Source organism: Vibrio sp. ED004 (assembly GCF_023206395.1).
GTDB lineage: Bacteria > Pseudomonadota > Gammaproteobacteria > Enterobacterales > Vibrionaceae > Vibrio.
Window position 1 is genome coordinate 297,699 of sequence record NZ_CP066149.1, and the last position, 14,741, is coordinate 312,439.

Annotated in this window: 10 protein-coding genes and 4 tRNA genes; 3 read left to right on the top strand and 11 right to left on the bottom strand. The window is 45.3% G+C overall.

Translation table 11 applies throughout. From position 1 onward, the window contains the following. A complete protein-coding gene (locus ITG10_RS01215; RefSeq protein ID WP_017632072.1) occupies window positions 1-846 on the top strand; it encodes a DmsC/YnfH family molybdoenzyme membrane anchor subunit in 846 nt (281 codons plus the stop codon). 179 nt (window positions 847-1,025) lie between these two features. On the opposite strand, the gene ITG10_RS01220 is transcribed toward ITG10_RS01215, so the two are convergent. Beyond that, the gene (locus tag ITG10_RS01220) at window positions 1,026-2,264 is read right to left on the bottom strand and encodes a CinA family nicotinamide mononucleotide deamidase-related protein (RefSeq protein WP_017632073.1); all 1,239 of its coding nucleotides are present in this window, start codon (window positions 2,262-2,264) and stop codon (window positions 1,026-1,028) included. 209 nt (window positions 2,265-2,473) lie between these two features. Between ITG10_RS01220 and ITG10_RS01225 the strand changes: the two genes are divergently transcribed. Beyond that, window positions 2,474-3,382: a DUF3943 domain-containing protein gene (locus ITG10_RS01225; protein WP_017632074.1), complete on the top strand. Its 909-nt coding sequence runs from the start codon at window positions 2,474-2,476 to the stop codon at window positions 3,380-3,382. A gap of 232 nt (window positions 3,383-3,614) precedes the next feature. Continuing rightward, window positions 3,615-4,127, top strand: a complete 513-nt coding sequence (locus ITG10_RS01230; protein ID WP_017632075.1) for an ACT domain-containing protein — start codon at window positions 3,615-3,617, stop codon at window positions 4,125-4,127. A gap of 101 nt (window positions 4,128-4,228) precedes the next feature. Here the strand turns inward: ITG10_RS01230 and nspC are convergent, their stop codons facing one another. The 10 genes from nspC to uvrY all read right to left on the bottom strand — a co-directional run bounded on the left by nspC (window position 4,229) and on the right by uvrY (window position 14,709). Continuing rightward, complete coding sequence (gene nspC, locus ITG10_RS01235) at window positions 4,229-5,362, bottom strand: carboxynorspermidine decarboxylase (protein WP_017632076.1); 1,134 nt, start codon at window positions 5,360-5,362, stop codon at window positions 4,229-4,231. A 210-nt stretch (window positions 5,363-5,572) separates the two neighbouring features. Beyond that, complete coding sequence (locus tag ITG10_RS01240; protein WP_017632077.1) at window positions 5,573-6,823, bottom strand: carboxynorspermidine synthase; 1,251 nt, start codon at window positions 6,821-6,823, stop codon at window positions 5,573-5,575. A gap of 8 nt (window positions 6,824-6,831) precedes the next feature. Beyond that, on the bottom strand, window positions 6,832-9,771 hold the full coding sequence (locus ITG10_RS01245; RefSeq protein WP_248386637.1) for a pyridoxal phosphate-dependent class III aminotransferase: 2,940 nt from the start codon (window positions 9,769-9,771) through the stop codon (window positions 6,832-6,834). A 1,113-nt stretch (window positions 9,772-10,884) separates the two neighbouring features. Next, window positions 10,885-10,960: transfer RNA gene (locus ITG10_RS01250), tRNA-Gly, on the bottom strand. Window positions 10,961-10,992: 32 nt separating this feature from the next. Next, window positions 10,993-11,079: transfer RNA gene (locus ITG10_RS01255), tRNA-Leu, on the bottom strand. 80 nt (window positions 11,080-11,159) lie between these two features. Next, window positions 11,160-11,235, bottom strand: a tRNA-Gly gene (locus ITG10_RS01260). Between the two features lie 37 nt (window positions 11,236-11,272). Then, a tRNA-Cys gene (locus ITG10_RS01265) sits at window positions 11,273-11,346 on the bottom strand. Between the two features lie 266 nt (window positions 11,347-11,612). Continuing rightward, a complete protein-coding gene (gene pgsA / locus ITG10_RS01270; protein ID WP_017061490.1) occupies window positions 11,613-12,170 on the bottom strand; it encodes a CDP-diacylglycerol--glycerol-3-phosphate 3-phosphatidyltransferase in 558 nt (185 codons plus the stop codon). Window positions 12,171-12,216: 46 nt separating this feature from the next. Continuing rightward, complete coding sequence (gene uvrC / locus ITG10_RS01275; protein ID WP_102432892.1) at window positions 12,217-14,049, bottom strand: excinuclease ABC subunit UvrC; 1,833 nt, start codon at window positions 14,047-14,049, stop codon at window positions 12,217-12,219. Between the two features lie 15 nt (window positions 14,050-14,064). Continuing rightward, the gene (gene uvrY, locus ITG10_RS01280; protein ID WP_026084475.1) at window positions 14,065-14,709 is read right to left on the bottom strand and encodes a UvrY/SirA/GacA family response regulator transcription factor; all 645 of its coding nucleotides are present in this window, start codon (window positions 14,707-14,709) and stop codon (window positions 14,065-14,067) included. Between the last annotated feature and the right edge of the window lie 32 nt (window positions 14,710-14,741).

Genomic DNA, 14,741 nt, shown 5'->3' on the forward strand with positions numbered 1-14,741 from the left:
ATGATTTTTCATGAGTGGTCTTTGATCTTCTTTACGGTACTGGCTCAAACAGCCGTGGGTGGTTACTTACTTATTGGCGCACGTGCACTGGTACTTGGTCATGACGAAGAGAAACTGAACAGCTACAAGGTTCCAATGTTCATTCTGTGGGCATTAATGGGTCTTGGTTTTATGTTCTCGACAACGCACCTTGGCTCTCCACTGCGCGCGTTTAATGCCTTTAACCAACTAGGTTCTGCATGGCTATCTAACGAAGTGTTCTTCGGCGCGGCATTCTTCGCAGTAGGCGGCCTACAGTGGCTACTATCTGTAGTTAAAAAAGGTGGCGTGGCTATCCAGAAAGCACTGATGGTTGGCGCTATGGTGCTGGGTGTTATCTTCATGTACGCGATGATCAACGTATACATGATCAATACAGTACCTACATGGGACAACATCTACACACCACTGAGCTTCATCATGACGATGATTGTGGGTGGCTTGCTGCTGTCTCAGTTCGTGATTGTGTTCGCAAACGATAGCCGCTTTACGGTTGACCGTAATATCACCATGCTGGCTGTGATTGCGGTTGCGATCAGCTTACTTGTGACAGTAGGCAAACTGGACCTAATCGGCGACATCCAAACTTCAGCAGCAAAAGCATCTGAGTTGGTTGACGGTTTAGGCAGCTATGTGATTCTTCAAGTTGCATTACTGATGGCAAGCTTACTGATTTGGATTCTACCTATGCTGAACAAAGCAAAAGTGAACCCAGTAAACCTAGGCCTAGCATTAGTACTGTTCTTAGCTTCAGAGTTAATCGGCCGTGGCTTGTTCTACAGCCTACACATGACAAGCGGTTTGTAATCACTTACTCAGTTTAAGTGCTAGCTACAAAGCTATTCGCCAATTGTTGGCTTATCTAGAAGACTAGGTAAACAAAAGGCCCCACAACCATATGGATGTGGGGCCTTTTTATTTGTTCTGTTTTAACCTTAGTTCAAGAGGTCTTGGCTCAAGAAAACTTGGTTAACGATAAGAGCAGCTTACTTGATGATAGCCGAAGGGATAAACATATCCTTCACGCGTTTTAGTGAAGAATAGTCACCAAACATAGGTTTGCTATCTAAGTGTCTTCTCAGCATATCTGCCGCTACGGTTTTGATAATGGTACGTGCATCTTCACGATTGTATTGGCGATAGAACTCGAGCACTTGTCCCCACTCACCCGCTTCGCTCGATAGCGCGATACTGAATGTATTGCCTTCTAACTTGCCCGTCACCAAGGCCAATTCCGTCCCGCACTTCTCTCTGGTTGCACCCGCTAAGGCAAAAGTCGCCGCTAGTGGGTCGCTCTTTTCGAGTTCACTCTCTTTTGGTTCAGCCATCACCCAAGAGTGACCGAAGCAATCTTCAACTTGCTCATTCGATTGTAGCCAAGCCGAAAGCGCACCTTTGGTCGACACTTCAGATACAGATAAGGTTTTCTTTCTCTCTGCCATGATGTGGCCAATATGATCAATCATCGGTTCATCAACACTGACTACGTTGCTCTCTAACAGCTTGTACACCATTTGTAGCAGTTTAACGCGCGTTTCTAAGCCAGACTTAGGCCCAAACAGTTTTACCTCAATGAAGGGTAGATAAGAGCGATAGCCCAACTCATAACCTTCAGGCAGCTTTAATTGGTCTAATACATCCGAGATACCCGACTCAGATAAGCCAAACGTAAACAAGCGACTGCATTCTGAGGCAACAACTTGAGGATACGTGCGTGACAAATCAGGCAGGATTTCAAAGGTCACCATACGCTTGAATTCACTCGGCACTCCCGGCGTGAAATAGAAAGTCGCATCGTTGATTTTCAGCTTAAAGCCACATGCGGTGCCAACAGGGTTATCGACAATCTCAGAGCTTGCTGGCAGCAAGGCTTGCTTAAGGTTGCTGTCAGGCATCGGCATGCCACGTCCTGAAAACATCTCTTCCATACGAGCGAGCCATTCAGGGAACATGACTAACTTTTGCTCGGAAGCAGCGGCAGCGGCGGCTGCACTCATATCATCGGTTGTCGGCCCTAAACCACCATTGACGATAACCACATCATAGTTAAAGCTCAGCATCAGCAGTTCTTCAACCAGAGCACTCATTTGGTCACCCACAGTGGAACGTTTCGCAAGAGCAAAACCATGCTGATAAAACTCACCAGACATCCAAGCTGCGTTTGTGTCTACAATGTCTCCGTGAAGAACTTCTTCACCTGTGCTTAACATTGCGATTTTCGTCATATTTCTATCCCTTGTGGTCATAAAAAGACACTGCATTATTCATAAACTGGTCTATGGTTGAATTTGAGACATTTCAGCTTTTCACAAATATTAATAATGTTAAATCTAAGGTTTTCTTAGGAAAAGCGATAAATTATTAGTTCCCTAAATCAGGCGTTTAATAGATAATTGTGACTCTGATCAATTCTTAACTTCTCATGGAGACCCTTGTGGCCAAATCACCGTTACTAGCAAAGGTTACTGCTGCATTTTCAATGCTAATGTCAGTTAACTCGGTTGCAAGCCAATACGACTTCGACCAGCCAATCAACCTTTCTTATTCGGATGAATGTGCTCAAGATTACTGTGTTAATGATAGCTTGTACACCTACAAGCCTAATACCAATTACGCACTGAGCGAATCAAGTGACGAGTACGACTTCTCAATCCAACAACCAAAACACATGTTGGTGAGTCAAGAGAAGGATTGGGACTACCTAATGGGCCAAACCTACACCATTTTGGGCTTAAGTGTCGCTACGGTAGGTTTGATGACTCTACTCCCTGAAAGTATCACTAAGTGGGACGATGACCAACGTGACATCAGCTCATTAGGTAAAAAGTGGAAAGATAACGTGTCTGACGGCCCAGTATGGGACCGCGATGAACACTTCCTAAACTACGTGATGCACCCATATTTTGGTGGTGTTTACTATACCGCGGCTCGACACGCAGGTTACGATGAGTTTGAGTCTTTCTTATACTCTTGGACCATGTCGACGTTCTTCTGGGAATACGGCGTAGAAGCGTTTGCTGAAGTACCATCATGGCAAGATCTGTTCATCACTCCATTCTTCGGTGCGGTTGTTGGTGAAATGATGCTAGAAGCAGAGCAAGACATCATTGCTTCAGGCGGCGAAGTGATGGGCTCTCAAACCATGGGTGATGTGTCTCTCTTTTTCCTAAACCCTGTTGGACACATCCACTACTGGGTAAGTGATGCCTGGGGCGGTGACGCAGAAGTTAATCTGAATACTAACCCTTGGTGGGATAACCAAGACGCAGCTCGATTCGCATACGATGCTGGCGCACCCTACGATTCTCAGTTTGTTGGTATGAACTTTAAAGTAACCTTCTAATACAGCGACCTGATTACTTTCGTAAAAACAAAACTCTTCTAAAAAGCGGCTCTCTAGCCGCTTTTTTTGTGCCCTACTCTTCATTCTCTTTTTTTGCATCACAGCTTAGTTTCAAAAATTGACACAGGTCAAACATTGTTCGATGTAACCTTCTACACTGAAATTAAAGAACTTTATCGCGTGATATCAAACATTTAATTAGCAACGATTTATTGAGACTTTGGGGGCTGATATGAACAGTACATTTATCGTAAACTTTATCGGAAAAGCATCACCAGCAACAATCAAACAACTTGCTGCGGTTACTCACGAAAACGACGGGAAATGGCTCATCAGTAAAGTGAATTTTATTGAAGACCAAGTCGCAGGCGTACTCAAGGTTCAACTTCCAGCCATCAACGAATCGATTGTTAAAGAGGCCTTCAGCGCTAATCCTGATCTCATCGTGCAGTTTGTCGATTCAGACCATTCACACAACGTGCAAGACACAATCCATCACCTAAGACTCGACTCAAACGACCGAGCAGGTATCGTTAATGAAGTGACTCATGTATTGGATAGACAAGGCATCAGTATTCTCGATATGGACTGTCACCGAGTATTTATCGCGGGTGGTGGCGGTGTAAGCTCAAGCCTATTCACTTCTAAAATAGCGGTTAAGCTGCCAATCGAAGTGCAAATTGATGACGTGGTTAATGAGCTAGAAACTCTCAGCGAAGATACTCGAGTGATGATTGAGGGTTAGTTGTTAGTTGTTAGTACTTAACGACACAAACTAAGCATTATATGGAAACAAAAAGAGCAGCTCATCGGCTGCTCTTTTTATTGTTCTGATGCGATGTTCAGTTACTTAACCGACCATTGTGACAATGAACGTTTAAAGTCTTCATAGCCAAATTCATTCAGCTTTTGAACATCACCATTGCTGCGCTCGCAGTAGATAGATGGCATCTTCAGGCCGTTGAACCAGTTCAGTTTCACCATGGTGTAACCTGCACTATCCAACAGGTGAAGCTTTTGACCGATCTTCAACGGCTCATCAAAGCTTGTTTCACAGAACTGATCGCCCGCCAGACACGAACACGAACCAATCACGTAATCATGGCTGCCGTTTTCAGAGGCTTCTAATACCGATGCTGGTTCATTGTAGATAAGCGTATCAAGACGGTGTGCTTCAGTTGCTGAATCCACAATCGCCGTTTTCTTTTCGTTCTCAACAATATCCACCACTGTCACAACCAAGTCTGTTGTTTTCGTGATAATGGCTTCGCCCGGCTCTAGGTACATCTGTACGCCGTGCTTTTCAGAGAAGGCTTTTAGAGCAAGACCCAGTTTCTCGATATCGTAGCCCGGCCAAGTGAAGAACACACCACCGCCCATGCTCACCCAATCTAACTTATCTAAGTGCTCACCAAACTGTTCTGAGATTGAATCAAGCAAACCGATAAAGGCATCAACGTCTTTGTTCTCACAGTTCATGTGGAACATCACGCCATTAATCTCGTCGAAGATCTCTGGCTTAATGTGGTCAGCTTGAACACCTAAACGAGAGAATTGACGCGCAGGGTTTGCTAAGTCTTGTCCTGCGTAGCTTACGCCCGGATTTAGGCGTAAACCCAGCGACGCTTTTCCTTCAACAATATGACGGTACGCTTCGAATTGGCTTTGCGAGTTGAAGATCATCTTGTCACAAATATCCGCGACTTCTTTCACGTCATCTTCGCTGTAGCCCACACTGTAAGCGTGCGTTTCTCCGCCAAAGGTTTCGTGACCAAGTTTCACTTCGTATGGGCCAGAGCTTGTCGTGCCGTCGAGGTAAGGTTTGATGATGTCAAACACACCCCATGTAGAGAAACACTTCAGTGCCAATACCAGCTTCACACCTGAAATCTCTTTCAGCTGCTTGGCTTTCTCTAAGTTCGCAATCAACTTGTCTTCGTTGATCATGAAATACGGCGTTTTTAGTTCGTTGTTTTGCATGTTAATACCTTGCGGCCCTCGCGTTCACGAAGGCACATGATAATCGAACAAAGCCGGCGCAACAGCATCGGCTTGTAATTATATGTTCTCGTCATTCCGATAACTTTGGATTGAATTCGCAGAACTTTCCCCTTGTAGTTAGGACATCGCGCGGAGTTTACGAATGTAAATGAGCACGATGAACAACGCTACGAGGGCAAAGAGCCAGAATTACTTCAAAGTATGGATTAGAGGTAGACCTTGACCTGGCTCTAGCTCTTGAACGTGCCAGTCTAGACCGATTTCAGGCATCGTTGCTAAGAACGGGTCTGGGTTTAGCTGTTCCATGTTGAACACGCCTTTATCAGCCCATTCGCCACGGAAGAACTGAAGTGCAGCCGTAATTGCTGGAACACCCGTTGTATAAGAGATCGCTTGGTGCTCTACGTCTTCGTAAGCCACTTCGTGGTCTGCGTTATTGTAGATGAACACGCTGCGCTCTTTACCATCTTTCTTGCCTTGAACCCAAGTACCGATACACGTTAAACCTGTGTAACCCGGAGCCAAAGATGTTGGGTCTGGCAGTAGTGCTTTAAGAACGTGTAGAGGTTGAACAACAGTGCCATCATGCAGTGTTAGCGGGTCAGGGCTCAGAAGGCCGATATCACGCATGCAGTTGAAGTAGTTTAAGTAAGCATCACCAAAGCCCATCCAGAATTCGATACGCTTAGCTGGGATAAATTCCTTCATTGAACGAACTTCATCGTGCGCCATTGAGTAAACTTTATGAGAACCACAGTTAGGGAAATCAAACTCAAGCATACGAGAGTGACAAGGTACTTGTTTCCACTCTTCATTTTCCCAGTAAAAAGAATCGCCTTGGATCTCAAGCATGTTAGTTTCTGGGTCAAAGTTAGTCGCAAACTTCTTACCGTGATCGCCAGCGTTTACGTCCATTACGTCGATCGTATCGATCTCATCGAACAGGTGCTTAACCGCGTGCGCTGCAAATACTGAAACCACACCTGGATCGAAGCCCGCACCAAGAATACCTGTGATGCCTGCTTCAGCAAACTTCTCACGGTAGCCCCACTGCCAATCGTAAGCTTGTGGTACTTGTTGGCCTTCAGAACATAGGTCAACCGCTACCGATGTGTCTAGGTAAGATACTTTTGCTTGGTAACACGCTTCCATGATCGCCATGTTTACCCAAGGAGGACCAGCGTTGATGACCAGGTCTGGTTGTACTTCGTTAATCAGAGCAACAAGTGCGTCAACGTCGTCAGCGTTTACTGCACGAGCTTCTAGTTTTTTAGTTGAATCTCTAAGGTTGTTTTTACCTTTGATTGATTCGATGATTTTTTCACATTTCGCGATTGTGCGAGAAGCGATTGTGATATCACCCAGTACTTCGTTATTTTGTGCTGCTTTATGTGCAACAACCCAACCAACGCCGCCTGCACCAATTTGTAGAATAGCCATAGTATTAATTACCCTTGTTGTTCAGCTAGCTCAGTGGCTAGAGTTTGAATTTTGTTAATTAGAGATTTGAAATCTGATGTCTTTAAGCACGGGTTTAAGATAGTAAATTTAAGCGCGCTCTTACCATCCACGACCGTTTCACCCAATACCGCAACACCACGAGTCAGCGCTTCCAGTCTTAGCGTTTGATTCAGTTTGTCTAAATCTAGCTCACCGTTTGCTGACGGCTTAGATCGGAACAGCACTGTTGATAGTGAAGGCTCCGCGAGTAGCTCTAAGTCCGCTTGGTTTTGAATTAGGTCTGCCACTTCTAGCGTTTGCTCAAGAAGATGGTCGTACATATCACCCAACTGCTTTGGACCAACACTTTGCATGGTCATGAAGACTTTCAATGCATCAAAGCGCTTGGTCGTCGCGATAGACTTGTCGACTAAGTTCGGTAGCTCATCGTGTTCACGGTTTAGGTAATCTGCGTGATACAGAAGGTACTTAAAGTTCGCTTTGTCTTTCAACAACACCGCGCCGCAGCTGATTGTTTGGTAGAAAAGCTTATGGAAATCGACACTCACAGAGTCCGCTTTTTCGATACCTTGTAAGCGAGCCTTGTGGCTACTCAAGATAAGTGCGCCACCGTAAGCACTATCGACATGGAACCAAAGGCCTTGTTGGTTTGCGATATCTGCAATCGCATCAAGGTCGTCGATAGCACCATGATCAGTAGTACCTGCCGTACCAACCACCGCAAAAGGAATCAGGCCTTGAGCTTTAAGTGCTTTGACTTCTGCATCCAACAAATCAGGTTTGATGGTGCCGTTTGCGTTGGTCTCAACACAACACACCGCGCTCTCGCCTAAACCAAGCAATGAAGCGGATTTTTGAACCGTGAAGTGAGATTTGTTTGAACACAAGATACGCAGCTTGCTTGCATACTCTGGTAAACCCATCTTTTGGATTGAGTGACCATCGTGCTTATCCGCAACCCAGTCTCTCGCTAGCAATAAGCCCATTAGGTTACTTTGCGTGCCGCCACTGGTGAAAACACCGTCCGCTTGCTCGCCAAGTTGGTACTTTTCACACATCCAATCAACCACATGCTGTTCAACGTAAGTTGCAGCCGATGCTTGATCCCATGAATCCATTGATTGATTCAGAGCCGCGATAATGGATTCCGCCGCTACCGATGCCATAAGAGGAGGAGTATGAAGGTGTGCAATACAGTCAGGGTGTTGCACAAAGATGGAGTTAGCAGCGACAAGGTCTGCAGTGCTATCTACAACGTCAACCAAAGCGTGTTGGTTGTTATCTAGGTCGACAGCCTTGATAGCTGCCTCTAGTACTTTTGGTTCTAGACCTGAGTATGGCGTTTCAACCTGCTCAAAAACGGCTTTCATTGCTTGAGTGGTTTGGTTCATTACGTTTGAGAATTCGTCGCTACCGCCTAGGCCGGTGTGAATGAAGTGCTTTTTCCACTCTTGGTTTGCTTGCTCACTTGAAGCTTGATCTTCTTGAACACCTCCGCCAGCAGCAATAATGGCTTCTTCCATCACGCGCAGTGCAAAGTCTATCTGCTCGAAAGAGATAATCATCGGTGGTAGGAAGCGAATCACAGAGCCATCACGACCGCCCTTCTCGACCATCAAACCGCGCTCTAGTGCTGCGCGTTGAATCGCGAGGGTGAGTTCACCGTCTGACTTCGGCTCACCAAATTTGTTAAGTTCACCGTTTGGTTGCTTGATTTCAGCGCCAAGCATTAGGCCTTTACCACGAACCTCAGCAATACAGTTCACGCGAGATTGAATCTTCTCTAACCCATGACGTAGGTATTGGCCTGCAATGTTTGCGTGTTCAACCAAACCATCTCGCTCGATGATTTCTAACGCTTTCGCACCAGACACCATTGCCAGTTGGTTACCACGGAAAGTACCCGTGTGCTCACCCGCTTTCCATGTATCGATGCTCTTATCGAATACAAGCAGCGACATTGGCAGTCCGCCACCAATCGCTTTAGACAGACATAAGATATCAGGGTTAACGCCTGACTCTTCAAACGCAAATCGATGACCTGTTTTGCCGACACCACACTGGATTTCATCAAAAATCAGTAGGATACCGTGTTCATCACAGATGCGACGTAAACCTTGTAACCAAGACATAGGAGCAGGAATCACACCGCCCTCACCTTGCACAGGTTCAACGATCATCGCAGCCGGTTTCATGATGCCAGACTCATCATCGTTCAACATACGTTCGATGTAACGAATACTTGCGTTAGCACCCGCTTCACCACCAATGCCAAACGGGCAGCGTAGGTTGTATGGGAAAGGCATAAAGTGCACATCAGACATTAAGCCGCTACGACGTTCTTTAGTGCCGAGATTACCCATCATGCCCATGGTGCCGTTGGTCATGCCGTGGTAAGCACCACGGAAAGCAAACATGGTGTTACGACCTGTGGTTTGCTTCGCTAGCTTGATTGCCGCTTCCACCGCATCCGCGCCTGATGGGCCACAGAATTGAAGAACCGAGTTATCTGAAAAGTCTTGGGGAAGAAAAGCTTTAACTCGCTTGATAAACGTCTCTTTTGCTTGAGTCGTGATATCCAGAGTTTGGTATGGCAGACCGGAATCGAGTTGGTCTTTAAGTGCTTGGTTAATCTCTGGGTGGTTATAACCCAAAGAAAGTGTACCTGCACCGGCTAAGCAATCGAGAAAGAGTTGGCCACGAGTATCTTCAACTAAAGCGCCACATGCTCGTTTAATAGCAATAGGCAGGCGTCTTGGGTAAGAACGAACATCCGACTCATGCTGTTCTTGCTCTAGCAAAATAGCATCAGGTGTTAGGTCGTACTTTCCCTCTACGATAGGAACCATAGTTGAAAATGAATTTGCGATAGTATTGATATCGACTTCAAAGGCGGTAGTCATAAAAGTCCCCTTGAATGTGTTCATACTCACCTCCATCAGACGTAATTACACACCGACCCTCTGTTTATTTATAGAGAGTTCATGGTGAAGCACGCGTATTGTCTAGAAATGAGATATAGCTGTACGCTCGCATAAGTCAAATGACGAATACGAAATTAGGCCGTCTTAAGACAGCGAAAAATTGTTAGCGAAAGCTCAAGGTTCAGTAATGCTACTGTTTTGAAGAATTGGACATTTTTGCAGGATCGGGCAGCTATGACGAGCTGGTCCCTTTGGAAATGCAGAGCTGATTAGCAATGTTGTAGTTAGTGTGTTCAATGTTGGGTTTCCCATTAACATGGCGAACTGCGCCATAAGTATCCCGTCTATCAGCTAAAGGACTAGCCAATACCTACCCTACGTAATGTCCCAATCAGCAAGAATGGTCATCACGCGTATCCCCCAGAAGCAATCACGGCTCTTTTTGAGCATCGGTCATTCCGAGATTGCGCGGGAAAGTAACATAAAGTGAAACGAACTATCAATAGTTTTTAATGATGGCTTAATAAATAACGGAAGTGACGGAAAGATCGTTGAAAATATCATCAACACAGCCTTTCATGACAGAGATCCCCGGTTCGCTCGTTCCTCGCGCCCGAGGATGACGGTGTGGGGTTATAAACGTTGCTAGAGAAGCTGTGAGGCTTTAAGGCATTGTACCTTTCCGTCATTCCCTAGAACGAGGAACGAGTTCATAGGTAACCCCTTACAACATATCGTTGCATTCCTTTATTCAAGAAGCTATCTGATGCGATGAATTAAACACAAGTTAATCAGCAGACCGTAAGTAAATCCCCGGTTCGCTCGTCCCTCATGCCCGAGATGACGACATGGAGTTACAAACGTTGCTAGAGAGGCTTTGAGGTCTTGGCGTCATTCCCTAGTACGAGGAACGAGTTCATAGGGAATCTCGCTTTTTAAAACTAACTTGTCGAAACAAACTTGATTGCGAAATTTTGAGATAGATATAGATATAGATATAGATATAGATATAGATATAAATTTTGAGCTCGAGCTCGAACAAGAAGAGTTCTTAAACGTAAAAGCTAAACACCAGAAACCAAAAAGCCCGAACATTTCTGTTCGGGCTTTTTAATTTGGAGCGATACATCGGGTTCGAACCGATGACCTCAACCTTGGCAAGGTTGCGCTCTACCAACTGAGCTAGTATCGCATTTGCTTTATCGAGATAAAGACTTTAATAGATGGTGCCCCGGGCCGGACTTGAACCGGCACAACGCGAACGTCGAGGGATTTTAAATCCCTTGTGTCTACCAATTCCACCACCAGGGCACGCAATTCTTTATTGCGATGCCGATTACTGAAAAGTAAAACACCATCTTAATGCTGACGCCAATCAACATTACAAAATTTGGAGCGATACATCGGGTTCGAACCGATGACCTCAACCTTGGCAAGGTTGCGCTCTACCAACTGAGCTAGTATCGCATTTTCATTCATCAACTTTCTAAAATGAAAGAGAGAATGGAGGCGCCTCCCGGAGTCGAACCGAGGTCCACGGATTTGCAATCCGCTGCATAGCCACTCTGCCAAGGCGCCTTAGTAACTCCAATCGAATCGCTCATTGCCATCCTCTTGGGTACGGGATGCATTCTACGGATTCAGACGATTGAGTCAATATTATTTTTGTATTTTTAATTCGTTTGAATAGATTTCATACGAAACAGGCCAAATAGCTGACTTTATGTGCAAAAGACACTGTGAGCAGGTTATTCAAAGGAGATCTATATCACATTAGATATCCAGTATTGATAACTTAGCCTTAGGTTAAAGATCAAAAAAGCGAGCCTCAGCTCGCTTCTTCATCAATGGTGTTTTTCGTCTAACAAATCATCTTTGGCAGCCATCAAGTATTGCGCCATTGACCAATACGTAAGAACGGTTGCGACATACAGTGCAATGTAACCGACCCACACCATCCAGTCGTCGTATCTCCAGATAAGTACCCAAAGAGCGAACATCTGAGAAACCGTTTTGACTTTACCAACCCAAGATACCGCAACACTTGCGCGTTTGCCGATTTCAGCCATCCATTCGCGAAGCGCTGAAATGATAATTTCACGAGCTATCATGGTCACCGCTGGGATAGTTATCCAAATCGAGTGATAGTGTTCAGTAATCAGAATAAGAGCCGTAGCCACCAGCACTTTATCGGCCACTGGGTCAATAAATGCGCCGAAGCGAGATGTTTGCCCTAGCTTACGAGCAAGCATTCCATCTAGCCAGTCAGTAAAACCTGCCACCCAAAACACCATCGCAGCAGCAAAAGGAGCCCATTGATAAGGTAGGTAAAAAACAACAACGAATACTGGGATCAAAAATAGTCTCAGTAAGGACAAAATGTTAGGTATATTCAAACGCATATTATTGGGCTCTTATTAATTGCGCTTTAATGGTGCGGGATTTTTACTATTGTTTCAATGCTTGATAAATGTTTTCTGCCAAAGAATGACTAATGCCCGGCACTTTGGCTATTTCTTCGACAGTTGCACGCTTAAGTTCTTGTAAGCCACCCATATATTTCAGCAAAGCTTGACGACGCTTAGGTCCTACCCCTTCAATTCCTTCCAAAGCACTGGTTCTGCGCGTTTTACCACGTTTCGCTCGGTGCCCTGCAATCGCATGATTATGACTTTCATCTCGAATATGTTGAATAAGGTGCAGCGCTGGTGCATCACTAGGCAAATTAAACTCTTCCCCTTCAAGGGTCACTAGAGTCTCTAAACCAGGTTTACGGGTCACCCCTTTCGCGATACCCATCATTCTCGGTCTAAACGGCCAATCACCCCAATATTGGGAAATAATCTCGTGAGCGCGGTTAAGCTGCCCTTTACCACCATCAATAAAGATGATGTCTGGGATCTTGTCTACATCAAGCTGCTTCGAGTAACGTCTCTCAAGCGCCTGTGCCATTGCAGCGTAGTCATCACCACCGGTAATGCCCGTGATATTGTAACGGCGGTATTCCGGCTTAACAGGACCTTCTTGATTGAACACCACACAAGACGCAATCGTACTTTCACCCATGGTATGACTGATATCGAAACATTCCATGCGTTTAATCGCATCCATCGACAGCACTTCTTGCAGCTCTTTGAAGCGCTGATTGATGGTCATCTTGTGATTAATCTTGGTCGTAATCGCCGTTAACGCGTTAGTGTTCGACAGTTTAAGGTAACGACCACGAGTACCAGAAGGGTTGGTGTTGAAGTGGATCTTACGGCCCGCAACCTCACACAAAGCTTCTTGAATCGGTGTGACGTCTTCCATTAAATCCGCATTCAGAATCAAACGAGTTGGAATGGTTCTCGCTTCATTATGCGCTAAGTAATACTGGCTTAAAAAGCTCGAAAAGACCTCTTCTCGCACCGTATTGTTTGGAATCTTAGGGAAGTGGCTTCGGCTACCTAAGACTTTGCCTTGGCGAATCATCAAGATATGAATGCACGCCACGCCATTCTCTTGAGCAAAGCCCAACACATCCATATCTTCCATAGAGTCGTCAGATACATACTGTTGTTCTTGCACACGTCGAATCGCTTGGATTTGATCGCGGAAAGCGGCGGCTTGTTCAAAGCGAAGCTCTCGGCTGGCCGTGTCCATCTTCTCGATGAGCGTCTCTAGCACCAGCTTATCTTTCCCTTGCAGGAACAGACGAACATAGTCGATAAGCTCACTGTACTCTTCATCAGAGATAATCGAGCTAACACATGGCGCAGCACAACGACCAATCTGATACATCAAGCATGGGCGCGTTCTGTTGGCATAAACCGTGTCTTCACATTGACGAGCAGGAAAGATTTTTTGGATTAGGTGTAGCGTCTCACGCACAGCGCCGGAGTCAGGATAAGGACCAAAGTATTCACCCTTTTTCTTTTTAGCACCACGGTGCATCGACAAACGAGGATGCTTGTGACCGCTAATGAAAATATAAGGGTACGACTTATCATCACGCAGAAGTACGTTGTATTTCGGTAGATACTGCTTGATGTAGTTGTGCTCAAGAATAAGAGCTTCAGTTTCCGTGTGCGTTACAGTGACATCAATCTTGTCAATATTGCTGACGAGAGCGCGTGTTTTTTCACTATCGACTTTTTTACGGAAATAACTGGAAAGGCGTTTTTTGAGGTTCTTAGCTTTACCGACGTAAATAACGACAGCCTCGGCGTTATACATTCGATAAACGCCGGGCTGCTCTGTTACTGTCTTGAGGAATGAGACTGAGTCAAACAAGTTGGTCACTATACGATCTCAGTGTTAAAGGGTCTCAGTGTCTAACATTCCATGTCTAATCGCTAAGTGCGTCAGCTCTACATCGCCACTGATATCCAATTTACTGAACAAACGGTAGCGGTAACTGTTGACTGTCTTAGGACTTAGATTGAGTTGTTCTGAAATATCCGTCACTTTCTGACCTTTGGTAATCATCATCATGATTTGAAGTTCACGTTCAGATAAGTCTGCGAATGGATTTTCAGACGCAGGCGAGAATTGGCTCAATGCCATCTGCTGCGCAATTTCTGGTGAAATGTATCGTTGGCCACTATTAACCACTCGAATTGCATTTACCATTTCATCCGGACCTGCACCTTTAGTAAGGTAACCTGCAGCTCCAGCTTGCATCACTTTAGTTGGAAACGGATTTTCCGTATGAACAGTTAAAACGATGATTTTAATATCAGGGTTGAAACGCAAGATTTTCTTGGTTGCTTCTAAGCCACCAATACCAGGCATATTCATATCCATCAAAATAACGTCAGTATTGTTAGTACGACACCATTTTGCAGCATCTTCACCGCTTTCAGCTTCCCCTGCTACGTTCATTCCACGGACGTCTTCAATAATACGTCGTATCCCTGTGCGAACCAGCTCGTGATCATCTACAAGGAAAACATTTATCAAACTTGTATCTCCACACTATTAATTGGCTCTGC

Excerpts from the sequence above, each read along its gene's own strand:
- ITG10_RS01240 (WP_017632077.1), bottom strand. The coding sequence starts at position 6,823 with ATGGCTATTCTACAAATTGGTGCAGGCGGCGTTGGTTGGGTTGTTGCA.
- nspC (WP_017632076.1), bottom strand. The coding sequence starts at position 5,362 with ATGCAAAACAACGAACTAAAAACGCCGTATTTCATGATCAACGAAGAC.
- ITG10_RS01230 (WP_017632075.1), top strand. The coding sequence starts at position 3,615 with ATGAACAGTACATTTATCGTAAACTTTATCGGAAAAGCATCACCAGCA.
- pgsA (WP_017061490.1), bottom strand. The coding sequence starts at position 12,170 with ATGCGTTTGAATATACCTAACATTTTGTCCTTACTGAGACTATTTTTG.
- ITG10_RS01215 (WP_017632072.1), top strand. The coding sequence starts at position 1 with ATGATTTTTCATGAGTGGTCTTTGATCTTCTTTACGGTACTGGCTCAA.
- ITG10_RS01245 (WP_248386637.1), bottom strand. The coding sequence starts at position 9,771 with ATGAACACATTCAAGGGGACTTTTATGACTACCGCCTTTGAAGTCGAT.
- ITG10_RS01220 (WP_017632073.1), bottom strand. The coding sequence starts at position 2,264 with ATGACGAAAATCGCAATGTTAAGCACAGGTGAAGAAGTTCTTCACGGA.